General features: G+C 60.1%; 15 protein-coding genes. 8 read left to right on the forward strand and 7 right to left on the reverse strand.

Annotation, left to right across the window (positions count from 1 at the left end):
- Positions 1-162 precede the first annotated feature (162 nt).
- Entirely contained in the window at positions 163-3,651 is a 3,489-nt protein-coding gene (smc, locus tag DFS28_RS16370; protein ID WP_111450623.1) for a chromosome segregation protein SMC, read from the reverse strand.
- A 2-nt stretch (positions 3,652-3,653) separates the two neighbouring features.
- Positions 3,654-4,313 (reverse strand): GntR family transcriptional regulator, encoded by a 660-nt coding sequence (locus DFS28_RS16375; RefSeq protein ID WP_046053172.1) that lies wholly within the window; start codon positions 4,311-4,313, stop codon positions 3,654-3,656.
- Positions 4,314-4,580: 267 nt separating this feature from the next.
- Between DFS28_RS16375 and xdhA the strand changes: the two genes are divergently transcribed.
- The 4 genes from xdhA (at position 4,581) to guaD (ending at position 10,716) form a co-directional block, all read left to right on the forward strand.
- On the forward strand, positions 4,581-6,035 hold the full coding sequence (gene xdhA, locus DFS28_RS16380) for a xanthine dehydrogenase small subunit (RefSeq protein WP_111450624.1): 1,455 nt from the start codon (positions 4,581-4,583) through the stop codon (positions 6,033-6,035).
- Positions 6,028-8,427, forward strand: coding sequence for a xanthine dehydrogenase molybdopterin binding subunit (gene xdhB, locus DFS28_RS16385; RefSeq protein WP_111450625.1), 2,400 nt, complete (start codon positions 6,028-6,030; stop codon positions 8,425-8,427). The genes xdhA and xdhB overlap by 8 nt, the downstream gene beginning before the upstream one ends.
- A 115-nt stretch (positions 8,428-8,542) precedes the next feature.
- Positions 8,543-9,388 (forward strand): xanthine dehydrogenase accessory protein XdhC, encoded by an 846-nt coding sequence (gene xdhC / locus DFS28_RS16390; RefSeq protein WP_111450626.1) that lies wholly within the window; start codon positions 8,543-8,545, stop codon positions 9,386-9,388.
- Positions 9,389-9,411: 23 nt separating this feature from the next.
- Positions 9,412-10,716 carry a guanine deaminase gene (guaD, locus tag DFS28_RS16395; protein WP_111450627.1) on the forward strand — a complete coding sequence of 435 codons (1,305 nt, stop codon included), beginning with the start codon at positions 9,412-9,414 and terminating at the stop codon, positions 10,714-10,716.
- Between the two features lie 157 nt (positions 10,717-10,873).
- Here the strand turns inward: guaD and DFS28_RS16400 are convergent, their stop codons facing one another.
- Positions 10,874-11,638, reverse strand: coding sequence for a GntR family transcriptional regulator (locus tag DFS28_RS16400; RefSeq protein ID WP_008146364.1), 765 nt, complete (start codon positions 11,636-11,638; stop codon positions 10,874-10,876).
- 359 nt (positions 11,639-11,997) lie between these two features.
- Here DFS28_RS16400 and DFS28_RS16410 point away from each other — a divergent pair, with 359 nt between their 5' ends.
- Positions 11,998-13,191 carry a benzoate/H(+) symporter BenE family transporter gene (locus DFS28_RS16410; RefSeq protein ID WP_111450629.1) on the forward strand — a complete coding sequence of 398 codons (1,194 nt, stop codon included), beginning with the start codon at positions 11,998-12,000 and terminating at the stop codon, positions 13,189-13,191.
- A gap of 138 nt (positions 13,192-13,329) precedes the next feature.
- Here DFS28_RS16410 and DFS28_RS16415 read toward each other — a convergent pair whose 3' ends face one another.
- Positions 13,330-13,674, reverse strand: coding sequence for a YggL family protein (locus tag DFS28_RS16415; protein ID WP_111450630.1), 345 nt, complete (start codon positions 13,672-13,674; stop codon positions 13,330-13,332).
- A 233-nt stretch (positions 13,675-13,907) separates the two neighbouring features.
- Here DFS28_RS16415 and dacB point away from each other — a divergent pair, with 233 nt between their 5' ends.
- Positions 13,908-15,368 carry a D-alanyl-D-alanine carboxypeptidase/D-alanyl-D-alanine-endopeptidase gene (dacB, locus tag DFS28_RS16420; protein ID WP_111450631.1) on the forward strand — a complete coding sequence of 487 codons (1,461 nt, stop codon included), beginning with the start codon at positions 13,908-13,910 and terminating at the stop codon, positions 15,366-15,368.
- Between the two features lie 134 nt (positions 15,369-15,502).
- Here dacB and DFS28_RS16430 read toward each other — a convergent pair whose 3' ends face one another.
- Together DFS28_RS16430 and rlmKL are read right to left on the reverse strand one after the other, a co-directional pair.
- Positions 15,503-17,902 (reverse strand): GGDEF domain-containing protein, encoded by a 2,400-nt coding sequence (locus DFS28_RS16430; RefSeq protein WP_111450632.1) that lies wholly within the window; start codon positions 17,900-17,902, stop codon positions 15,503-15,505.
- A 142-nt stretch (positions 17,903-18,044) separates the two neighbouring features.
- Positions 18,045-20,315, reverse strand: a complete 2,271-nt coding sequence (gene rlmKL, locus DFS28_RS16435; RefSeq protein WP_008146282.1) for a bifunctional 23S rRNA (guanine(2069)-N(7))-methyltransferase RlmK/23S rRNA (guanine(2445)-N(2))-methyltransferase RlmL — start codon at positions 20,313-20,315, stop codon at positions 18,045-18,047.
- A gap of 529 nt (positions 20,316-20,844) precedes the next feature.
- Here rlmKL and rmf point away from each other — a divergent pair.
- Complete coding sequence (gene rmf / locus DFS28_RS16440) at positions 20,845-21,060, forward strand: ribosome modulation factor (RefSeq protein ID WP_003223300.1); 216 nt, start codon at positions 20,845-20,847, stop codon at positions 21,058-21,060.
- Between the two features lie 245 nt (positions 21,061-21,305).
- Here the strand turns inward: rmf and DFS28_RS16450 are convergent, their stop codons facing one another.
- The gene (locus DFS28_RS16450) at positions 21,306-22,325 is read right to left on the reverse strand and encodes a quinone-dependent dihydroorotate dehydrogenase (RefSeq protein WP_111450633.1); all 1,020 of its coding nucleotides are present in this window, start codon (positions 22,323-22,325) and stop codon (positions 21,306-21,308) included.
- A gap of 229 nt (positions 22,326-22,554) precedes the next feature.
- Between DFS28_RS16450 and DFS28_RS16455 the strand changes: the two genes are divergently transcribed.
- Positions 22,555-23,766 (forward strand): CmpA/NrtA family ABC transporter substrate-binding protein, encoded by a 1,212-nt coding sequence (locus tag DFS28_RS16455; protein ID WP_111450634.1) that lies wholly within the window; start codon positions 22,555-22,557, stop codon positions 23,764-23,766.
- Positions 23,767-23,781: the final 15 nt, after the last annotated feature.

The raw sequence follows: 23,781 nt of genomic DNA on the forward strand, positions 1-23,781 counted from the left end.
GTTTTGCCCACGTATACGAAAAATTGACATTAAACTAGCACGACCAAAGGCAACTTTACACCGTCTGTCACAACGGCTTGCGCGAATATGTCGATTGGCCAGCAAGTCAAGGGAGGTAAATAAGTCCTACAACTCAAAAATACCTCTCCTACAAGCGCCGACTCAGGCATCCACCATCGCCATCGCCTCCTCGACATCCACTGCCACCAGACGCGAACAACCCGGCTCGTGCATCGTCACCCCCATCAATTGCTCGGCCATTTCCATGGCGATCTTGTTGTGGGTGATATAGATGAACTGCACCGTCTGCGACATCTCTTTGACCAGCCGTGCGTAGCGTCCAACGTTAGCGTCATCCAATGGCGCGTCAACCTCATCGAGCATGCAGAACGGCGCCGGATTCAACTTGAAGATGGCAAAAACCAGAGCCAAGGCAGTCAGGGCTTTTTCGCCACCGGAGAGCAAATGGATGGTGCTGTTCTTCTTTCCTGGCGGCTGCGCCATGATCGTTACCCCTGTATCGAGTAGATCTTCGCCCGTCAGTTCCAAATAGGCGCGTCCTCCACCGAAAACTTTTGGGAAAAGGGCCTGTAAACCGCCATTGATCTGATCAAAGGTATCTTTGAAGCGGTTTCGGGTTTCCTTGTCGATCTTGCGAATCACGTTCTCGAGCGTATCCAGCGCTTCCACCAGATCGTCGTTCTGCGCATCCAGATAACGTTTACGCTCGGATTGTTGCTGGTATTCGTCAATGGCCGCCAGGTTGATCGCACCCAGACGCTGAATCCGCGCGGCAATGCGTTCGAGTTCTTCTTCGGCGTCTTTCTCGTTGGCGTCGGCCACCAGGGTGGCGAGTACGCCGTGGAGATCATAGCCGTCTTCCAGCAACTGATCTTCCAAGGTCTTGCGGCGCACGGTCAGGGCCTGCCATTCCATGCGCTGGGTTTCCATCTGCCCCCGAATCAACTGCGATTGCTGCTCGGCCTGGTTGCGACGTTTTTCCGCATCACGCAATTCACGGTCAGCGTCTTCCAGAGCGATCTGCGCCGTCTTGAGTTCTTCGTCGACGGTCATGCGTTTGTCGAGCAGCTCTTCGAGTTTGAGGCGCAACTCTTCCAGCGGCGCCTCGCCCTCCTCCAGATTGAGGCTGAGCTGTTCGCGTTTCTCGGTCAGGCGCTCGGATTGCATTTCCAGACGTTCCAGCGCCTGACGCGTGGAGTCGTGTTGCGCCTTGAGCGAACCCAGACGCACCGCCAGTTGATGCGCGTGATCCTTGTGCTGCCGGGCTTCCTGCCGCACCCGATCAAGTCGCTCGCGCAAGCTGTCGCGCTGGGCCAGCAGCAGCTCGCGCTGCTCGGTGTCCAGCGCCATGCTGTCGAGGGCTTCCTGCAATTGCAGACGCGCCTCGCCGATATTCTCGTGTTCCAGAGCGCGTTGCTCAGCCAATTCGGTGAGCTCTTCGTCCAGGCGTGTGCGGCGCAGGGTCAGTTGTTCGGCCTTGGCTTTGCCGGCGGACAACTGGGCTTTCAACTCACCTTGCTGACGCGCTTCGTCTTGCAGCAGACGGCGCAGATGTTCGCGACCGTTTTCCTGCTGACGCTGCTGCGCCCTGAGATTCTGAAGATGGGTTTCCAGGGTTTCAACTGTGGCTTCGCGCTCTTCGCGTTCGAGGCCCAGTCGCTGGATTTCCTGACCGCGAGCGAGCACGCCGCTTTCCGCTTCGCTGGCGCGACGTACGCGTAAAAAGTGCCGACCAACCCAGTAACCATCACGGCTGATCAGACTCTGGCCGGCGGTCAATTGATTACGCAGGGCCAAGGCCTGTTCGAGGCTGTCGACCGGTTTAACCTGCCCCAGCCATGGCGCCAGATCAATCTGCGCTTCAACTTTATCGAGCAAGCTGCCGGGCACGCGCACACCATCGGTGGCCGGACTGAGTAAACGTAAATCGCCTTGGGCAAACCCGGCCAGATCGAAATCGCCGAAGTCATCTACCAACACCGCTTGCAGATCGGCGCCGAGCACGGTTTCCACCGCCAGCTCCCAACCGGCTTCGACTTTCAGGCCTTCAGCCAGTCGCGGACGGTCGGCCAAATGTTGTTCGCGCAGCCATTCAGCGGTGCCGGTGCCGGGATCGAGTGCGGCTTGCTGCAAGGCTTCAAGGGAGGCGAGGCGACCGTTCAGACGCTGCAAATCACCTTGGGCCTGTTGCTGCGCCGTCAGCGCGTGCTGCAATTCCTGACGCAGTTGTTCAAGCTTTTCGACCTGAGCTTGTTCACTGGTCTGCAAATCCTCAAGCGTCGCTTCGGATTCAGCGAGCTGCTCGCTGAGCTCCATGATCGCCGCGTCTTCCGGGTCCGCCGAAAGCAACGTGCGCTCTTCGCCGAGACGCTTCTGACGATCAGCCAGGCGCTCCATGCTGGTTTCCAGCTGCTGGATGCGCGACTGCTGAACTTCGGATTGGCGACGCGGTTCGGCGGCCGTCAGGTTGAAGGTGTCCCATTGCTCTTGCCAGGCGTGCATGGTGGTTTCGGATTCTTCCAGCGCGGCGGCAGCCTCTTCGGCGGCGGCGCTGGTGACTTCCTGTTCGGGGGTGAGCATGTCCAGCTCTTCGCCCAGCGTCAGCAGCAAGGTGCGGTCGTGGCCCAGGTGAGACTCGGTTTCCAGACGCGCACGCTCGGCTTCTTTCAGATCGTCCTGCAGCTGACGTAGGCGTTGCTGACCATGCTGGATGCTCTGCTCGACCCGGGCGATGTCGCCGCCGACCGAATAGAAGCGCCCCTGCACCAGATTGAAGCGTTCGGACAGGTCGTGGTGCCCGTCCCGCAAGCGTTCGATAGCCGCATCGGCGTTGCGCTGTTCGGCCACCAGCGCTTCAAAGGTGACTTCCTGATTGCCGATGATCGCTTCGCGCTGACCGACCTGTTCATTCAACGCCTGCCAGCGCAGGGCCGACAGTTGGGCCTTGAGCTGACGCTCCTCGCCCTTGAATTCCTGATACTTCTTGGCGGCCTCGGCCTGGCGGTACAAGCGTTCAAGCTGACGCTCGAGTTCTTCGCGCAGGTCGGTCAGGCGGGCCAGGTTTTCGTGGGTGCGGCGAATGCGGTTTTCAGTCTCGCGCCGGCGCTCTTTGTACTTGGAGATGCCCGCCGCTTCTTCAATGAAGTTGCGCAGGTCTTCAGGCTTTGACTCGATCAGCTTGGAGATCATCCCCTGCTCGATAATCGAGTAGCTGCGCGGGCCCAGGCCGGTGCCGAGGAAGATATCCGTGATATCGCGGCGGCGGCATTTGGTGCCGTTGAGGTAGTAAGTGGTCTGGCTGTCGCGGGTCACTTTGCGGCGAATGGAAATTTCCGCGTAGGCCGCGTATTCGCCAAGCAGGGTGCCGTCGGAGTTATCGAACACCAGTTCGATGCTGGCCTGGCTCACCGGTTTACGGCTGGTCGAGCCGTTGAAGATGACGTCGGTCATCGACTCGCCGCGCAGGTTCTTGGCCGAACTCTCGCCCATCACCCAGCGGACGGCGTCGATGATGTTCGACTTGCCGCAACCATTGGGCCCGACCACCGCCGCCATGTTACTGGGGAAGTTCACCGTGGTCGGGTCGACGAAGGATTTGAACCCCGCCAGCTTGATGCACTTTAGCCGCACGCTCAGGCGTCCGTCAGGGCAGAAACCACCAGATCACTGCTGCGCTGGGCATACGCCGTCAGCACAATGCGGATCTGCGGAAAATCACGGGCCAGCACGGCGGCGAGCAAGCGTTCGAACAATTCGAGGAACTCGCTCATCGAGGCCTTGCGCTGTTCCAGAGCGAGGAAATACGCGCGGCTCATGGCCGGCTGCAGATTCTCGACGGTTTCCTGCAAGTACGGGTTGTTGGCGAACGGGTACGCGGCGCGCATCACACTGAAGCTGTCGTCGACAAAGGTGCGAATGTCCTGGCGCTCGTAGCTGGCGGTCAGGCGCTGCTGGATTTGTACGAACGGCGCCATGTCGGCCTGGACTTTCCAGCCACTGGCCACGGCATTGCCCAGCAGGATGTAAAGCTCGCTCATCAGCGTGCACAGGCTCTGGACCTTGTGGACCGTGAGCTCGGTCACATGGGCGCCACGTCGCGGCAGGATCGCGATCAGGTGGCGGCGCTCGAGGATCAGCAAGGCTTCACGGACCGAACCGCGGCTGACATTGAGGGCCAGCGTGACCTTCTGTTCCTGGATGCGCTCCCCGGGCTTCATTTCGCCACGAATGATGCGTTCGGCGAGGTGGTGAGCAATTTGCTCGGCGAGGCTGTCCGGCGCCTTGAACGTCATGGTTGTCCCTTCAAACTCTTCGATCTGCACAAGCGGCGCAGTGTAGCGCACATAAAGGGTCATGGCGGAGTGCCCACTCAGCGGTTTTTGGCACGAATCCAGCAAAAAGCAGGCTATCCCGAGAGGGTCAATAATGAAGGAACGAGTCGTTGATCGACAAAATGCTATTTCCTGACCTTTAAGTCAGAAAATCATTGACCGCAAAGTCAGACCTGATAAATTCGGTTCAAGTCGGTTAACAACAATAATGAGTCTGCGAGGCCTTCCGTGATCCAGTTTTTACTTAACCAGGAACTCCGTAGCGAGCACGCCCTGGACCCAAACCTGACCGTGCTCAATTATCTGCGCGACCATGTGGGCAAACCCGGCACCAAAGAAGGCTGCGCCAGCGGTGACTGCGGCGCCTGCACTGTGGTGGTTGGCGAGCTGCAAACGGATGACGATGGCCGCGAACACATTCGCTATCGCAGCCTCAACTCGTGCCTGACGTTCGTTTCGTCACTGCACGGCAAACAATTGATCAGTGTCGAAGACCTCAAGCACCAAGGCGAACTGCACAGCGTGCAGAAAGCCATGGTCGAGTGCCACGGCTCGCAATGCGGTTTCTGCACACCCGGCTTCGTCATGTCGCTGTTCGCGCTGCAAAAGAACAGCGATCAACCGGATGCTCATAAAGCTCACGAAGCGCTGGCCGGCAACCTCTGCCGTTGCACCGGCTATCGGCCGATTCTGGCTGCCGCCGAACAATCCTGCTGCGGCAAGCAAACGGACCAGTTCGACGCCCGTGAAGCCGACACCATCGCTCGCCTGAAGGCCATCGCCCCTACCGATATCGGCGAACTCAACAGTGGCGACAAGCGCTGCCTGGTGCCGCTGACCGTTGCCGATCTGGCTGACCTCTATGACGCTTATCCACAGGCTCGCCTGCTGGCCGGCGGCACGGACCTGGCGCTGGAAGTCACGCAGTTCCACCGCACCCTGCCGGTGATGATCTACGTCGGCAACGTCGCCGAGATGAAGCGCATCGAGCGTTTCGACGATCGCCTGGAAATCGGCGCCGCCACCGCCCTCTCCGATTGCTACGAGGCCTTGAAAGCCGAGTACCCGGACTTCGGCGAATTGCTGCAACGCTTTGCTTCCCTGCAGATCCGCAACCAGGGCACCCTCGGCGGCAACATCGGCAATGCCTCGCCGATCGGTGACTCCCCGCCCCTGTTGATTGCACTCGGTGCGCAGATCGTTTTGTGCAAAGGCGAAACCCGCCGCACGATGGCGCTGGAAGATTACTTCATCGATTACCGGGTCACCGCGCGTCAGGAAAGCGAGTTCATCGAAAAGATCATCGTGCCGCGTGCCAGCGCCGAACAACTGTTCCGCGCCTACAAAGTTTCCAAGCGTCTGGACGATGACATTTCCGCCGTCTGCGCCGCGTTCAACCTGCGCATCGACAACGGCGTGATCGCCGACGCTCGCGTCGCCTTCGGCGGCATGGCCGCAATCCCGAAACGCGCCAAGGCCTGCGAAGCCGTATTGCTCGGTGCCACCTGGAACAACGACACCGTCGAACGTGCCTGCGCCGCACTGGCCGAAGATTTCACGCCACTCTCGGACTTCCGCGCCAGCAAGGAATACCGCCTGCTCAGCGCCCAGAACCTGCTGCGTAAATACTTCATCGAACTGCAAACACCGCACATCGAGACTCGGGTGACCGCTTATGTCTAATCATCACGCTGTAGAGAAGACCCAAGCCGAATTGGCTGAACTGTTCGCCAAGGACCTGACCACCGGTGTCGGCCGCAGCGTCAAGCACGACAGCGCCGCCAAGCATGTGTCCGGTGAAGCGCAGTACATCGACGACCGGCTGGAATTTCCGAACCAGTTGCATGTTTATGCACGCTTGTCGGACCGCGCTCACGCGAAAATCATCAGCATCGACACCCAGCCTTGCTACGCCTTCGAAGGCGTACGCATCGCCATTACCCACGAAGACGTGCCGGGCCTGAAAGACATCGGCCCGTTGCTGCCGGGTGATCCGCTGCTGGCCATCGACGACGTGCAATTCGTCGGTCAACCGGTGCTCGCTGTTGCGGCGAAGGATCTGGAAACCGCGCGTAAAGCCGCGATGGCCGCGATCATCGAATACGAAGATCTGGAGCCAGTACTGGACGTGGTTGAAGCGCTGCGCAAACGCCACTTTGTGCTCGACAGCCACACCCATCAGCGCGGTGATTCGGCCGGCGCCCTGGCCACCGCCGAACATCGTATCCAGGGCACGCTGCACATCGGCGGCCAGGAACACTTCTATCTGGAAACCCAGATCTCTTCGGTGATGCCGACTGAAGACGGCGGCATGATCGTCTACTGCTCGACGCAGAACCCCACCGAAGTGCAGAAGCTCGTCGCCGAAGTGCTCGATGTGTCGATGAACAAAATCGTCGTCGACATGCGCCGCATGGGCGGTGGTTTCGGCGGCAAGGAAACCCAGGCCGCGAGCCCGGCGTGCCTGTGCGCAGTAATCGCGCACCTCACCGGCCAGCCGACCAAAATGCGCCTGCCGCGCGTCGAAGACATGCTGATGACCGGCAAGCGTCACCCGTTCTACATCGAATACGACGTGGGCTTCGACAGCACCGGCCGGCTGCACGGCATTGCCCTGGAACTGGCCGGTAACTGCGGTTGTTCGCCGGACCTCTCGGCGTCGATTGTCGACCGTGCGATGTTCCACGCCGACAACTCGTACTACCTCGGCGATGCAACCATCAACGGTCATCGCTGCAAAACCAACACCGCGTCGAACACCGCTTACCGTGGTTTCGGTGGCCCGCAAGGCATGGTCGCTATTGAAGAAGTGATGGACGCCATCGCCCGCCATCTGGCCCTTGATCCGCTGGCGGTGCGCAAGGCCAACTACTACGGCAAGACCGAGCGCAACGTCACCCATTACTACCAGACCGTCGAGCACAACATGCTCGAGGAAATGACCGCCGAACTGGAAGAAAGCAGCCAGTACGCCGAACGCCGCGAAGCGATTCGTCGCTACAACGCCAACAGCCCGATCCTGAAAAAAGGCCTGGCGTTGACCCCGGTGAAATTCGGTATTTCCTTCACCGCCAGCTTCCTCAACCAGGCCGGCGCGCTGATCCACGTCTACACCGATGGCAGCATCCACCTGAACCATGGCGGCACCGAAATGGGTCAGGGTTTGAATACCAAAGTCGCGCAGGTCGTGGCTGAAGTGTTCCAGGTGGAAATGGACCGCGTGCAGATCACCGCGACCAACACCGACAAGGTGCCAAACACTTCGCCGACCGCCGCTTCCAGTGGCGCCGACCTTAACGGTAAAGCCGCACAGAACGCGGCGGAGATCATCAAAAAACGCTTGGTTGAATTTGCCGCGCGGCAATACAAAGTCAGCGAAGAAGACGTGGAATTCCACAACGGTCATGTACGCGTTCGCGATCACATCCTGACCTTCGAAGCGCTGGTCCAGCAGGCGTATTTCGCCCAGGTTTCGCTGTCGAGCACCGGGTTCTACAAGACCCCGAAAATCTTCTACGACCGCAGCCAGGCACGGGGCCGGCCATTCTATTACTACGCCTTCGGCGCAGCGTGCTGCGAGGTGATCATCGACACCCTCACCGGCGAGTACAAAATGCTGCGCACCGACATCCTCCATGACGTCGGCGACTCACTGAACCCGGCGATCGACATCGGCCAGGTCGAAGGTGGTTTCATCCAGGGCATGGGGTGGCTGACCATGGAAGAACTGGTGTGGAACAACAAGGGCAAACTGATGACCAACGGCCCGGCCAGCTACAAGATCCCGGCGGTGGCGGACATGCCGCTGGACCTGCGGGTGAAGCTGGTGGAAAACCGTAAAAACCCGGAAGACACGGTGTTCCACTCCAAGGCAGTGGGCGAGCCGCCATTCATGCTCGGCATCGCTGCGTGGTGTGCGATCAAGGACGCCGTGGCCAGTCTGGGCGACTACAAGCATCAACCGAAAATCGATGCGCCGGCGACGCCGGAGCGGGTGTTGTGGGGTTGTGAGCAGATGCGGCAGTTGAAGGTGGCGAAGGCGGCTGAAACCGAAGTTGAGTTGGCTTCGCTTTAAGACCGAGTCGCGGCCTTCGCGAGCAAGCCCGCTCCCACAAGGATTGCATCGTACCTGTGGGAGCGGGCTTGCTCGCGAAGAGGCCGGAACAGACAACAGAAATGTTGAGGTGAATATGTACAACTGGATCGACGCCCTCGCCGACCTGCAAACCCGGGGCGAACCCTGTGTGTTGGTGACCATCATCGAAGAGCTCGGCTCGACGCCGCGTAATGCCGGTTCGAAGATGGTCATCAGCGCCAATCAGACCTTCGACACCATCGGTGGCGGGCATCTGGAATACAAGGCCATGCAAATCGGCCGTGAGATGCTGGCCAGCGGTAAGCAGGACACGCACCTTGAGCGCTTCAGCCTCGGCGCCAGCCTGGGTCAGTGCTGCGGCGGCGTGACAGTGTTGCTGTTCGAACCGATGGGCCAGGTCCAGGCTCAGATCGCCGTATTCGGTGCCGGCCACGTCGGCCGGGCGCTGGTGCCGCTGCTCGCCAGCCTGCCCTGCCGGGTGCGCTGGATCGATTCGCGAGAAGCCGAATTCCCGGAACAGATCCCCCACGGCGTACGCAAAATCGTCGCCGAAGAACCGGTGGACGAAATCGATGACCTGCCCGCCGGCAGCTACTGCATCGTCATGACCCACAATCACCAACTCGACCTCGAACTCACCGCCGCGATCCTCAAGCGCAACGACTTCGCCTACTTCGGCCTGATCGGTTCGAAGACCAAACGGGTGAAATTCGAACACCGCTTGCGTGACCGAGGTTTCGACAGCGCCGTGCTGCAACGCATGCGCTGCCCGATGGGCATCGGCGAAGTCAAAGGCAAGTTGCCAGTGGAAATCGCCATCTCCATCGCCGGCGAAATCATCGCCACCTATAACGCCAATTTCGGCCAGCACACCGCCAGCGCCGGATCATCGATCGCCAAACTGCTGCCTGCCTCACGCCGCAGCCACGCTTCGAACTAAAAAGCCACGAATTGAGAACAACAATGCCTCTGACTCGCAAAGCCTACCGCGCCGCCATTCTGCACAGCATCGCCGACCCCGCCGAAGTGGGCATCGAAGCCTCGTATGAGTATTTCGAAGATGGCTTGCTGGTGGTCGATAACGGCCAGATCAGCGCCCTTGGTCACGCCAGCGACTTGCTGCCGACCCTGCCGGCCGATATCGAAATCAGCCATTATCAGGACGCGCTGATCACCCCGGGTTTCATCGACACCCACATTCACTTGCCGCAAACCGGCATGGTCGGCGCCTACGGCGAGCAGCTGCTGGACTGGCTCAACACCTACACCTTCCCGTGCGAAAGCCAGTTCGCCGACAAGGCTCACGCTGACCAAGTCGCGGACATTTTCATCAAGGAACTGCTGCGCAATGGCACCACCACCGCGCTGGTGTTCGGCAGCGTGCATCCGCAGTCGGTGAACTCGTTCTTTGAAGCCGCCGAACAGCTGGACCTGCGGATGATCGCCGGCAAAGTGATGATGGACCGCAACGCGCCGGACTACCTGACCGACACCGCCGAATCCAGCTACGTCGAAAGCAAGGCGCTGATCGAGCGCTGGCACGGCAAGGGTCGCCTGCACTACGCGGTCACCCCGCGCTTCGCCCCGACCAGCACCCCGGAACAGCTGACCCTCGCCGGCCAGTTACTCAGCGAATTCCCAGACCTGTACATGCAGACCCACATCAGCGAAAACCTCAAGGAAATCGAGTGGGTCAAGGAACTGTTCCCGGAGCGCAAGGGCTACCTGGACGTTTACGACCACTACAAACTGCTCGGCGAACGTTCGGTATTCGCCCATGGCGTGCACCTGTGCGATGAGGAGTGCGCGCGACTGGCGGAAACCGGCTCGGCGATCGCCTTCTGCCCGACGTCGAACTTCTTCCTCGGCAGCGGCCTGTTCAACCTGCCGATGGCCGAGAAGCACAAGTTGAATGTCGGCATCGGTACGGACGTCGGTGGCGGCACCAGTTTCTCGCTGCTGCAAACGTTGAACGAAGCGTACAAGGTCATGCAGCTGCAAGGTGCGCGACTGAGCCCGTTCAAATCGCTGTACCTGGCCACGCTCGGTGGCGCTCGCGCGCTGCGCCTGGAAGACAAGATCGGCACCCTGCAACCGGGCACTGATGCGGACTTCCTGGTACTGGACTACAACGCCACACCGCTGCTGAGCTATCGCTTGAAGCAGGCCAATAACATTGCCGAGACGTTGTTTGTGTTGATGACGCTGGGGGATGACCGGACGGTGTTGCAGACCTATGCGGCGGGAAATCAGGTGCATCAGCGCTAGTTTTCTTCGGGCATAAAAAATCCCCCGTGCTCTTCAGTCCGGGGGATTTTTTATGCCTGTCATATCGCCTTCGCGAGCAAGCCCGCTCCCACATTGATCTGCGTACACAAATCAAATGTGGGAGCGGGCTTGCTCGCGAAGGGCGCGCCTCGGTGTGTCAGAGTTTCGCAGCTGGCCGCCCTGGCTTCTTGGTCTGCAACAAATGCGAGAACACCGCATGCAAATCATCCGACGCGCTTTCTTCGTCCAGGTTGAGTTTGCTGTCGATGTGATCCATGTGATGCATCATCAGGTCCACCGCCAGCTCAGCGTTGCGCGCTTCGATGGCGTCGATCAGCTGGGTGTGCTCGTCGTAGGAACAGTGGGAGCGATTGCCGCTTTCATACTGGGCAATGATCAACGAAGTCTGGGACACCAGGCTGCGCTGGAAGCTGATCAGCGGCGCATTTTTCGCCGCTTCGGCCAGCTTCAAGTGAAACTCGCCCGACAGACGAATACCGGCGCCGCGATCGCCCCGGGAGAAGCTGTCGCGCTCGTCGTTGACCATCTGGCGCAACTCGGCAATCTGCTCGGCAGTGGCGTGCTGCACCGCCAACTCAGTGATCGCACGCTCCACCAGACGCCGGGCCATGAACACCTGGCGAGCCTCTTCGACACTCGGGCTGGCCACGACAGCGCCACGATTCGGCCGCAACAGCACGACGCCTTCATGGGCCAGGCGCGACAGCGCGCGGCGAATGATGGTGCGACTGACCCCGAAAATTTCCCCCAGCGCTTCTTCGCTCAACTTGGTACCGGGCGCCAGACGCTGTTCGAGGATGGCCTCGAAAATATGCGCGTAGACGATATCGTCCTGGGTACCGCTGCGGCCGGCTTTGCCTGCTCGCGGTTGTTTCTTGAGGGGTTGCAACTGTTCGTTCATGGGCACTCGAGTCGGAAGAACTGCGGCGAATTGACCGTGACTGTAATACGGCACAGTGGGTCGCTGGCAAGTATCGCGTAAAAAACACTGCGATTGTACACAATGGACAGTGGCAACACGACTGTACGGCTGTTTGTCACTTCCGCTGTATTGCAACGACTGGTTACTTTTGAGTTTAGGCTTGAACGCAGAATCCGCCGCTTGAACACAATCCCCCTGTGGGAGCGGGCTTGCTCGCGAAAGCGGTGTGTCAGTCGACATCTGCTTCTACAGACTCACCGCTTTCGCGAGCAAGCCCGCTCCCACAATGGTTCTATGTTGTGGCGGACATCTTCATCTGTATAAGGAACACCGCCGTCATGAACGACGCCACGCACACGCAGATCCGCCCTTTTGCCGATACGTCGCCTTCTGCGATCGTCGCCGGCTTCATCGCGATGATGACCGGTTACACCAGCTCGCTGGTGCTGATGTTCCAGGCCGGGCAAGCGGCGGGTCTGACCAGCGCGCAGATTTCCTCGTGGATCTGGGCGATCTCGATTGGCATGGCGGTGTGTTCGATTGGCCTGTCTCTGCGTTACCGCACGCCGATCACCATCGCCTGGTCGACACCCGGCGCGGCGTTGCTGATCACCAGTCTGGGCGGCGTGACCTACGGCGAAGCCATCGGCGCCTACATTACCTGCGCGGTGCTGGTGACGATTTGTGGCCTGACCGGCAGCTTCGAACGGCTGGTGAAAAAGATTCCGGCGTCATTGGCCGCTGCCCTGCTGGCGGGGATTCTGTTCAAGATCGGCAGCGAAATTTTCGTCGCCGCGCAGCATCGCACTGCGCTGGTGTTGGGCATGTTCTTCACTTATCTGGTGGTCAAACGTCTGTCGCCGCGTTATGCCGTACTGGCCGCGCTGTTGATCGGGACGGCGCTGTCAGGGCTCATGGGCCTGCTGGACTTCAGCGGTTTTCATCTGGAAGTGGCGACGCCGGTCTGGACCACGCCGCACTTCTCCCTCGCCGCGACCATCAGCATCGGCATTCCGCTGTTTGTCGTGGCAATGACCTCACAGAACATGCCCGGCATCGCCGTGCTGCGCGCCGACGGTTACACCGTGCCGGCATCGCCGCTGATTACCACCACTGGCATCGCTTCGTTACTGCTGGCGCCGTTCGGTTCCCACGGGATCAACCTGGCGGCCATCAGCGCGGCGATTTGCACCGGGCCGCATGCCCATGAGGATCGCAACAAGCGCTACACGGCGGCCGTTTGGTGCGGGATCTTCTACGGGATTGCCGGGGTGTTCGGCGCGACACTGGCGGCGCTGTTTGCCGCATTACCGAAAGAATTGGTGCTGTCGATTGCGGCACTGGCGCTGTTCGGCTCGATCATCAATGGCTTGAGCATCGCCATGAATGAAGTGAAGGAACGTGAAGCGGCGCTGATTACCTTTATGGTCACGGCGTCGGGGCTGACGCTGTTTTCCATCGGTTCGGCGTTCTGGGGGATTGTGGCGGGGGTTCTAACGATGGTGATTCTGAATTGGCGCAAGGCCCTGTAGGAGCGGGGGGACGCCCAGTCCTTGCCCGCGATGGCGATCTCAGGTGCGCCATCGCGGGCAAGGACTGGGCGTCCCCCCGCTCCGACAAAAAGCAGGCATAAAAAAACGGCGACCCTTGGGCCGCCGTTTTTTACAACATCAAACTACCGGATTGATCGGCTTTTCCGGGTACCAGACGTCGATCAGCGGGCTGACGGTTGCTTCAGTCAGTTCGCTGCGGCCTTTGAGCCAGGCTTCAACAGCGGCACGCTGCTCTTCGGACACCGAGCCACGCTTCTGCAGGCAAACCAGACCGAAGTCGTCGCCGCCAACATAGCCCAGACCGTTGGCTTCCATGGCTTCTTTCAGGAACGCGTCGAGGAAAGCATCAATGGCTTCATCAGCCAAATCTTCTTTGAAATCCAGGTTCAGTTCGAAACCCAGCTCTTGAAATTCATCGACGCACAGTTTTTTGCGCAGACGCTGGGAACGGTTAGTCGCCATTGGAACAATCCTCATAAGTAATAACGGGCGGCACTTTAGCAGTTTAAGGCGCCGAATGCCCGTCTCTCTGGGTTGCAAGCCCTACCGTCGGTAAAAAATAGCGGATTAGAAGGCCAGGGCACGGCACAAGCCACTACACCTTGGGGCATAATGCCGACACTTTCATGACCACTGAGGGAATTTATCTGTATGCCCTCGTCTTTTTCCCCCTCGGCTGTAGGGTTTTATTTCACATGATCAAATCTTTGCGTCCATTGTTACTGGCCGGTTTTCTGCTCCCACTGGCCTTCTCCGTTTCCGCCGCCTCAATCAACACCGCGCTGTCGCCCAACGTTGAAAAGGCCCTCAAGGCCAGCAAGATGCAGGACAACGCCCTGTCGCTGGTGATGATCCCACTCAACGGCCCTGGCACCCCGACGATTTTCAATGCTGACGTTTCTGTCAATCCGGCCTCGACCATGAAACTGGTCACCACGTACGCGGCGCTGGAAATGCTCGGCCCGAACCACCAGTGGAAAACCGAGTTCTACACCGATGGCACGCTCAGCGGCGGCATCCTCAACGGTAACCTCTACCTCAAGGGTGGCGGCGATCCGAAGCTGAACATGGAAAAACTCTGGTTACTGATGCGTGACCTGCGCGCCAATGGTGTGACGCAAATCACCGGCGATCTGGTGCTGGACCGCAATTTCTTCGTACAACCGCAATTGCCGCAGTTCAACGACGACGGCAATGACGATAACAAGCCGTTCCTGGTCAAACCTGACGCGCTGATGGTCAACCTCAAGGCCTTGCGCTTTGTGGCACGCAACGACAACGGCCGGGTGCTGGTGTCGGTGGAACCGCCGATTGCCACCATTCGCATCGAAAACCAGGTCAAAGCCGTCAACTCCAAGCAATGCACCGGTGGCGTGCGTTACAACCCGGTGACCCAGGCCGATGGCAGCGTGACCGTGACGGTCGGCGGCCAGTTGGGCGAAGGCTGCAGTTCCCAGACTTACCTGTCGCTGCTCGACCACGCGACCTACACCGCAGGCGCTGTGCGAGCGATCTGGAAGGAACTGGGCGGCAGCATTCAGGGCGTGGACCGTTTGGCGCCAACCCCTAAAGATGCCAAGGTCCTGGCTCGGGCCTTCTCGCCGGACCTGGCGGAAATCATCCGCGACATCAACAAATACAGTAACAACACCATGGCCCAGCAGCTGTTCCTGAGCCTGGGTGCGCAGTTCCGCACCGAGGCCGACGGTGACGATGCCAAGGCTGCACAGCGTGTGGTGCGTCAGTGGCTGGCGAAGAAAGGCATCACCGCACCGCACCTGGTGATGGAAAACGGTTCAGGCCTGTCCCGTGCGGAACGGGTGAGTGCGCGTGAAATGGCCGGCATGCTGCAAGCGGCCTGGAAAAGCCCGTATTCGGCCGAGTTCATCAGTTCGATGCCGATTGCCGGCACCGACGGCACCATGCGCAAACGCCTGAAGACCACGGCGATGCGCGGTGAAGCCCACATCAAGACCGGCACCCTGAATACGGTGCGGGCGATTGCCGGTTTCAGCCGCGACATCAACGGCAATACCTGGGCGGTAGTGGCGATCCTCAACGACAAGGCACCGTTTGGCGCGTCGTCGGTGCTGGATCAGGTGCTGCTGGACCTGTATCGCCAGCCGAAACTGCCGGAAACGGCTTCGGTGCTCTAACCCGATCTACAAACCACAGATCCAATTGTGGGAGGCGGGCTTGCTCGCGAAGACGGTGTGACAGTCGACATCAATGTTGACTGACACACCGTCTTCGCGAGCAAGCCCGCTCCCACAGGGGTAAGCCCGCAGCTCTAGTTCATCTCTCCTTCTACCCGATCCCGTCCGGCCTGCTTCGCCGCATACACCCCCGAATCCGCCCGCAGCAGCAGCGCATCGGCGCCCTCCCCGACTCGCCAGCTGGCAATCCCGAAACTGGCAGTCACTGTCCCGACGCCTTCGATCGGCGAACTGCGCAACCCTTGCCATAGCTGCAAGGCCAGGACATGGGCATGCTCGCCGCTGATGTCCGGGCAAAGCACCATGAACTCCTCGCCACCCAGGCGACAGAACACGTCGGTGCGCCGCAGCCGAAGGCCGATGCGTTCGCACACAATCTGCAACACCCGATCGCCGACTGCGTGGCCATGCTGGTCATTGATGCGTTTGAAGTGGTCGATATCGAGCATGATCACCGACAGTTCGCCGCCACCGCGTTCGACCCGGGCCATTTCGGTGGTCAGGCGTTCCTGGAAATAGCGGCGATTGTGGATCCCGGTCAGGGAGTCGGTGATCGATAGCGCCCGCAGTTCTTCTTCCACCCGTTTCAAGTCGGAGATGTCCGAGACATAGCCGTGCCAGAGCACGCCGCCACCGGGCAATTCCTCCGGTGTCGCCTCGCCACGAACCCAACGCAGGCCGCGCAGGGGCAGCTGCACGCGGTATTCTTCGCGCCAAGGGCTGAGGGTTTCCGCCGACGCCCGGATCGAAGCGCGGACCCGGGTGGTGTCCTGCGGATGAATTCGCGTGAAAATCGCTTCGGCGTTGAACAACAGGACATCCGGTTCAAGTTCGTAGATCTCGCGAATACCGTCGCTGGCGTAGATCACACTGAAGCGCCCATCGAACTCCATCTTGAATTGGTAGATCCCGCCGGGCACATGGGCGCTGAGTTTCTTCAACAACAGGTCGCGTGCCGCCAGGGCCTCGTGGACCCGCTTGCGTTCAGTGATGTCGATACAGATCGCCAGGTGCCCGACCCACAAACCTTGCTCGTCGAGGACCGGGGTCGCCAGCATGTTCACCGTCAAATGGCTGCCGTCGCTGCGCAGCAGCGTCCATTCCCGCGCTTCGTGACCGCCCCCCTCATCACCCTCGACCAACATCGCCTGGCAGGTCGGAATCGGTTTGCCATAGCGCGCGCTCAACTCCGCCGAACGTGCCAGGAGCTCTCGGGGCAGGTGCAGGTTTTCCAGGGTCATGTGGCCCACCACCTCGGTGCTGGTGTAGCCAAGCATTTGCTCGGCACCGGCATTAAAGGTGCGGATAACCCCGCGAAGGTCAGTGGCGATGATCGCCACCTGGGTCGCGGCATTCAGCACTCCACGCAACTGGCCATGGGTGCCGCGCAACTCCTGCTCGCGGGCGCGCAGTTCCTGGGTCCGTTGCTCGACCATTTTCAGCGCCCGTTGACGCTGACTGACCAGCACATAAAGCAAGGCACTGAGCAACAGACTGAGCAAACCGCCCAGCACCACCAGGGTGTTCACCGATGAATGATTGGCTTTCAGGAAGGCATCGCTGGGCTGAATGTCGACTTGATAGTCATGGTCGGCAAGCCTTAACAGCCGGGTCGCGGCCAACTCACTGGGGGCTGGGGGGTTAGGGGACTCATAAAGCACTTCGTGCTGATCGTCTGTGGATAAGTCGAGGATGCGCACCGAAAGATAGTCACGGCCAGCCTCTGGCAGCCCGTCCGCCAGCAACTGATGCATGCTGATCACCGCCATGACATAACCGAACGGTTTCACCCCCGCTGTACCCGGACCATTGCGCAGCAACACCGGTGCGACCAGCAGCACGCCGCGCGCATAGGCCGGTTCGATATTGACCAGATGCATCGGCTGCGATACCGCCATGCCGCCATGCTGATCGGCCCGTTCAAGGGTGGCGCGACGCAAGGGTTGAGCCCACAAGTCATAGCCCAGCGGCGAGCCGAGTTTGCTTTGGGTCTGGCTATACAGCACCGCCACATACTCATCCCGTTCAGCCGCCAGTTGCAGTTGGCCGTCGGCATTGAGTTCACGCAGGGTGAAGTCGGGTAAACCCTCTGCACGCACCTGGCGTTCAAATTCCGCCCGTTCAGCACCGGTTACCCGCTTGGCGAAGGAATAGGCCTGAGTCCGGTGCAGCAACGGTTGGGTGTAACCGTCGAACTCCGCGCGGGAGACCGAATCGGAATTGGTAAAGAACCGGCGCAGGCCATCGAGGCGCTGCTCCTGATCTTCGAAGCGTTCTTCGATACGGCTGTAACGCTCACTGGCCAGCAGTTGGAAGCGTTGCCGTAATTGTTGGTGAAACAGATTCAGCGTCGACCATGCCAGCAATCCCGTGAGAATCCCGCCGACGATCAATACCAGCAGCGCGACCAGCCAGGCCGAGACATCTTCGCTGATAAAACCCAGGATCTTGGGGCGCACGGCGTGCAACGACATAAACGCAACTCAAAACGCCAGGTGCGGGAAAGCCCATTGGCCATGCGTTGAGTTATAGCTATTAGCCATCAATTTGACCAGCACAGAAAGAAGCCAAGAGCCTTTAAAAATCAAGGCTCTGTGGATCCAATCCCTGCAAATGTCAACGCGCCGTGATTTTCCAGGCGCGGTGGATTTTGCCATTACGGGCGAAATCCGGATCGATGGTCTGGGCGGTGATTTCCTCGACCGCATAACGCTCGGTGAGGTTTTCCTCGAGCTGGAACTTGCGGAAGTTGTTGGAGAAGTACAACACGCCGCCCGGGGCCAGACGCGCCATGGCCAGGTCGATCAATTGCACCTGGTCACGCTGCACGTCGAAGATCCCTTCCATGCGCTTGGAGTTGGAGAACGTCGGCGGATCGATGAAGATCAGGTCGTATTCATCACGGCAGGCATCGAGCCAGGCCATCACGTCGCCCTGCTCCAGACGGTTCTTCTCGGAGAAACCGTTTAGCGACAGGTTGCGACGCGCCCAGTCCAGATAGGTTTTCGACAGGTCGACGCTGGTGGTGCTGCGCGCGCCGCCCTTGGCTGCGTGAACACTGGCGGTTGCGGTGTAGCTATACAGGTTGAGGAAGCGCTTGCCGGCGGCCTCTTTCTGAATCCGCATGCGCATTGGCCGGTGATCGAGGAACAGCCCGGTGTCGAGGTAATCCGTGAGGTTCACCAGCAGCTTCACGCCGCCTTCGTTGACCTCGACGAACTTGCCCTGTGCCGCTTGGCGTTCGTACTGTTTGGTGCCGCTCTGACGCTCGCGACGCTTGACCACCACGCGGCTCTTGTCGATGTTCAGGGCCTGCGGAATGGCAGCCAGGGCATCGAACATGCGCGCTGAGGCTTTTTCCGGATCGATGGATTTCGGCGCGGCGTATTCCTGGACGTGGACCCAATCCTGATACAGGTCGATGGCCATCGAGTATTCCGGCATGTCGGCATCGTAGACGCGGTAGCAGTCGATGCCTTCACGCTTGACCCATTTGCCCAGGGCCTTGAGGTTCTTTTGCAGACGGTTGGCAAACATCTGCCCACCTTCGCTCAAGCGCGGCTGCTCGATCACCACTGGCGCCGGTTTGATCGGGTTGCCGTTCTTGTTGTACTTCTCGTACTTGCCCGGTGCCACGTCGTTGTCTGCGACTTCGACTTCGGCTTGCTCGCGCTCGACCTGACGCTGTTCCGGAGTGCGACGTTCGCCAGTGACGAACTGGTCTGGCGTGACTTTGATCAGCAGCAACTTGCACGGCAACGCGCCGTTCCAGAACGAATACTGTTTGTGGCTGCGGATGCCCATGCGCTTGCCCAGGTCCGGGGCGCCGGTGAATACCGCAGCTTCCCAGTTCAAGCAGGCCTGACGCAGACGTTCGCCGAGGTTCTGGTAGAGATAGAGCAAGCTCGCTTCATCACCCAGACGCTCACCGTACGGTGGGTTGCAGATCACCAGGCCTTTCTGGTTCTGGTCCGGACGTGGCTCAAACGTCCCGACTTCGCCCTGGTAGATCTTGATCCACTCGCTCAGGCCGGCACGTTCAACGTTGTTGCGGCCCGGTTGAATCAGGCGCGGATCGGCTTCGTAACCGCGAATCCACAGGGGTGGCTTGGCCAGACCGGCCGCGCAACGCTCAGTGGCTTCTTCGTGAAGCTTTTTCCACAGGGCCGGGACGTGACCGAGCCAGGCGGTGAAGCCCCACTGCTCGCGACGCAGGTTCGGCGCCATGTCGGCGGCGATCATCGCGGCTTCGACGAGGAACGTACCGACACCGCACATCGGGTCAGCCAGCGCGCCGCCATCGGCCGCAATGCGTGGCCAGCCGGAACGGATCAGGATCGCGGCCGCGAGGTTTTCCTTCAGCGGCGCCGCGCCCTGCTGCAAGCGATAGCCGCGCTGGTGCAGGCTGTGGCCGGAGAGGTCGAGGGACAGGATCGCTTCGCCGCGGTCCAGGCGCAGGTGAATGCGCAGGTCCGGGTTGAGCTTGTCGATGGATGGACGGTCGCCCTGTGGTGTGCGCAGTTTGTCGACGATGGCGTCCTTGACCTTCAAGGCGCCGAAGTGGGTGTTGTCGATACCCGAGCCGTGACCGCTGAACTCAACGGCCAGGGTGCCATCGTTGAGCATGTGGTCTTGCCACTCGATATCCAGCACGCCGTGGTACAGGTCTTCGGCGTCCTTCATCGGGAAACGCTTGAGCACCAGCAGCACCCGGTTCGCCAAACGCGACCACAGGCACAGGCGATAAGCGGTTTCCATGGTGGCCATGCCGCGCACGGCAGAGGTGTGCTCACGCGCTTCCTCAAGGCCAAGCCCGACGGCTTCCTCGATGAGCAGGCCTTCAAGGCCTTTGGGGCAAGTGAGGAAGATTTCGAATTGATCGGACATTGGAATTTCAGAGCCTTTAGCTAAGTGAACCGGCAACGCATTGCCGGCCCGGTTTTCAATCAGGCGCTTTTCTAAAAGAGCGCCCGCGTGGCACGAAGGTGTGCCGTCCCACCCCTGCAAGCTCGGGTTAAAAGAGCTTAGATGCAAAGACAGATAAAAAAGTTGATGCAACAAATGTCATAAGTCGACCCTTCGTCGAATAATGCCCCACCGCAACGCGAGCCATTCTCAGCAAAGGATTAACCCCATCATGCAGCGCGGGGCTGATCATACCGGGGTTTGGCCAATAAACACGGGCAAACATCGTGTTACTTATGGCCATACCATCTTTATCGTTACGTCCTTATGACAAAACGATCATTCCCTCGATGTGACGCATTGGTTAGAACTCAACACAGGTTGACGCCGCAATGACGTCAACACCTTGGCTCGCGACGCCGGCAGCGAGCCCCAACGGCAGGAGTTTTTCTGCCAGACCTCAATTGAGGTCGACGCGATAAATACAGTCAACAAGTGAGGGCAACACCCTATGAGAAGACTTAAGCGTGATCCGTTGGAAAGAGCATTTTTGCGCGGATATCAATATGGCGTTGGTGGCAAATCCCGTGAGCTTTGCCCATTTACTCTACCGTCGGTACGCCAAGCCTGGATTAACGGCTGGCGAGAAGGACGCGGCGACAACTGGGACGGTATGACCGGCACTGCGGGAATCCATAGACTCAACGAACTTCACGCCGTCGGCTAATACAGGGCACACACTCCGACACGACAATCTGAATACGTAACGACTTACCACGCACGCCCCATCCGGGCGGCGGGCTTCGGCCCAGGGGCTCCTTCGAGGAGCCCTTTTTTATGCCTGCCAAAACCCAATCTCGACCTGCACACCAATCAACTGTGGGAGCGGGCTTGCTCGCGAATGCGGTGTGTCAGTCGACATCAAAGCTGAATGACACACCGCCTTCGCGAGCAAGCCCGCTCCCACAGGGTTTAGCGCAGGGCTGCTATCGCGTCGACGGATTCACGAATCAGCGCCGGGCCTTTGTAGATGAAGCCGGAATAGAGCTGCACCAGGCTGGCACCCGCAGCGATTTTCTCAGCCGCGTGCTTGCCTTCGGTGATGCCGCCCACGGCGATGATCGGCAAGCGACCGGCCAACTCGGCCGCCAGCACCTTCACGGTGTGGGTGCTCTTGTCGCGAACCGGTGCGCCGGACAGACCGCCCGCCTCGTCACCATGCTCCATGCCTTCTACGCCAACGCGGCTCAAGGTGGTGTTGGTGGCGATTACCGCGTCCATCCCGGTTTCGATCAGCGCTTGCGCGACCTGAGCGGTTTCTTCGTCGGTCATGTCCGGCGCAATCTTGATCGCCAGCGGTACGTGTTTGCCGTGGCGCAGCGCCAGTTCTGCGCGGCGCGTCGCCAGGTCGGCCAACAACTGCTTCAGCGAATCGCCGAATTGCAGGCTGCGCAGGCCTGGGGTGTTCGGCGAGCTGACGTTGACTGTCACGTAGCTGGCGTGGGCGTAGACCTTGTCCAGGCAGATCAGGTAGTCATCGACCGCCCGTTCAACCGGGGTATCGAAGTTTTTGCCGATATTGATGCCCAGCACGCCCTTGAACCTGGCTGCCGCCACTCGAGCCAGCAGGTGATCGACGCCGAGGTTGTTGAACCCCATGCGGTTGATGATCGCCTCGGCATCCGGCAGACGGAAAATGCGTGGCTTCGGGTTGCCCGGCTGCGGGCGCGGGGTGATGGTGCCGATTTCGACAAACCCAAAACCCAGTTGCGCAAAACCGTCGATGGCCGCGCCGTTCTTGTCCAGACCAGCCGCCAGCCCCACCGGGTTCGGGAAGTCGAGGCCCATGACGGTCACCGGCAATTTCGCCGGTGCCTTACACAGCAAGCCGTTGAGGCCCAAACGCCCGCCCGCGCCGATCAGGTCCAGGGACAGATCGTGGGAGGTTTCCGGGGAAAGTTTGAACAACAGCTGACGGGCCAGGGTGTACATGGGCGGGTTTGACTCTGGGCTACGAAAAGTGGCGGCGATTATAGCCGGGCATCGGGGTTGCAGGCGAGGCGCGCGACAAAATCAGCGAGCGATGGCATATGCCTTGCACCGTCACTGACATCAGCACTCATGCCAACGGCGGGATGAGTCGAAAGACAAAGGCGTCGTCACTTGGCCTTGCCCTGGCAAGCAGCCCGGTCCGGCGCTTTTTTATGGAAGGTGTTTACTGATGATTGAAGTTCCAGCCAACCCTCTGGCCTGGGTCAACGGCAGCGATGCCCCGGAAAAGACCGAAATCAACCTCGGCTTCATGGCCCTGAGCGACTGCGCCTCGGTAGTGGTCGCGGCCACTCAGGGCTTCGCCCAACCTTATGGCCTGACCCTGAACCTCAAGCGCCAGTCGTCCTGGGCCAACCTGCGGGACAAACTGGTCAGTGGCGAACTCGACGCCGCCCACAGCCTGTACGGTTTGATCTACGCCGTGCATTTGGGCATCGGCGGTGTCGCGTCGACCGACATGGCAGTGCTCATGGGCCTGAATCAGAATGGCCAGAGCATCAACCTCTCCCATGGCTTGCAAGCGCTGGACGTGACCAGTCCTGAAGCACTGGAGCGGCACGTGCACCAAAGTCGCCCAAAACTCACCTTCGCCCAGACATTTCCTACGGGCACCCACGCCATGTGGCTGTATTACTGGCTCGCGAGTCAGGGCATCCACCCGTTGCAGGACGTCGACAGCGTGGTGGTGCCGCCGCCGCAAATGGTCGCGCACCTGCAAGCCGGGCGCATCGACGGCTTCTGCGTCGGCGAGCCATGGTCCGCCAGCGCGGTGCAGCAGAACCTGGGGTTCACGATGGCCACCACCCAGACCATCTGGCCCGATCACCCGGAAAAAGTCCTCGGCTGCACCCGCGCCTTTGTCGAGCAATACCCCAACACCGCACGGGCGCTGGTGATGGCGATTCTGGAGGCCAGCCGCTTCATCGAAGAAAGCACCGAGAATCGCCTCAGCACCGCGAAGCTGTTGAGTGCCTCGCAATACCTCGACGCACCGCTCGACTGCATCGAACCGCGATTGCTCGGTGACTACGCCGATGGCCTGGGTCATCGCTGGCAAGACCCGCACGCGCTGCGCTTCCATGGTGATGGCGAGGTCAATCTGCCATATCTGTCCGATGGCATGTGGTTCATGACCCAGTTCCGCCGCTGGGGTTTGTTGCGCGACGACCCGGACTACCTGGGCGTGGCCCGTCAGGTCCAGCAACTAGACTTGTATCGAGAGGCCGCCACCGCTGTAGGTGTGACCGCGAGTGATCAGCCAATGCGCAGCAGCCAGTTGATCGACGGCAAGGTCTGGGATGGCCTGGACCCCGCCGGCTATGCCCGCAGTTTCAAGCTTCACGCCATGAGCGACAGCTCGCCCCTTCTCGCCAGCCGCTGACAGGAGACTACGAAT

Origin of the sequence: Pseudomonas sp. 478 (assembly GCF_003254125.1) — a bacterium.
Classification (GTDB): domain Bacteria; phylum Pseudomonadota; class Gammaproteobacteria; order Pseudomonadales; family Pseudomonadaceae; genus Aquipseudomonas.

Excerpts from the sequence above, each read along its gene's own strand:
- DFS28_RS16415 (WP_111450630.1), bottom strand. The coding sequence starts at position 13,674 with ATGGCGACTAACCGTTCCCAGCGTCTGCGCAAAAAACTGTGCGTCGAT.
- guaD (WP_111450627.1), top strand. The coding sequence starts at position 9,412 with ATGCCTCTGACTCGCAAAGCCTACCGCGCCGCCATTCTGCACAGCATC.
- rlmKL (WP_008146282.1), bottom strand. The coding sequence starts at position 20,315 with ATGTCCGATCAATTCGAAATCTTCCTCACTTGCCCCAAAGGCCTTGAA.
- rmf (WP_003223300.1), top strand. The coding sequence starts at position 20,845 with ATGAGAAGACTTAAGCGTGATCCGTTGGAAAGAGCATTTTTGCGCGGA.
- DFS28_RS16410 (WP_111450629.1), top strand. The coding sequence starts at position 11,998 with ATGAACGACGCCACGCACACGCAGATCCGCCCTTTTGCCGATACGTCG.
- DFS28_RS16430 (WP_111450632.1), bottom strand. The coding sequence starts at position 17,902 with ATGTCGTTGCACGCCGTGCGCCCCAAGATCCTGGGTTTTATCAGCGAA.
- xdhB (WP_111450625.1), top strand. The coding sequence starts at position 6,028 with ATGTCTAATCATCACGCTGTAGAGAAGACCCAAGCCGAATTGGCTGAA.
- DFS28_RS16450 (WP_111450633.1), bottom strand. The coding sequence starts at position 22,325 with ATGTACACCCTGGCCCGTCAGCTGTTGTTCAAACTTTCCCCGGAAACC.
- dacB (WP_111450631.1), top strand. The coding sequence starts at position 13,908 with ATGATCAAATCTTTGCGTCCATTGTTACTGGCCGGTTTTCTGCTCCCA.
- DFS28_RS16375 (WP_046053172.1), bottom strand. The coding sequence starts at position 4,313 with ATGACGTTCAAGGCGCCGGACAGCCTCGCCGAGCAAATTGCTCACCAC.
- xdhC (WP_111450626.1), top strand. The coding sequence starts at position 8,543 with ATGTACAACTGGATCGACGCCCTCGCCGACCTGCAAACCCGGGGCGAA.
- DFS28_RS16400 (WP_008146364.1), bottom strand. The coding sequence starts at position 11,638 with ATGAACGAACAGTTGCAACCCCTCAAGAAACAACCGCGAGCAGGCAAA.
- DFS28_RS16455 (WP_111450634.1), top strand. The coding sequence starts at position 22,555 with ATGATTGAAGTTCCAGCCAACCCTCTGGCCTGGGTCAACGGCAGCGAT.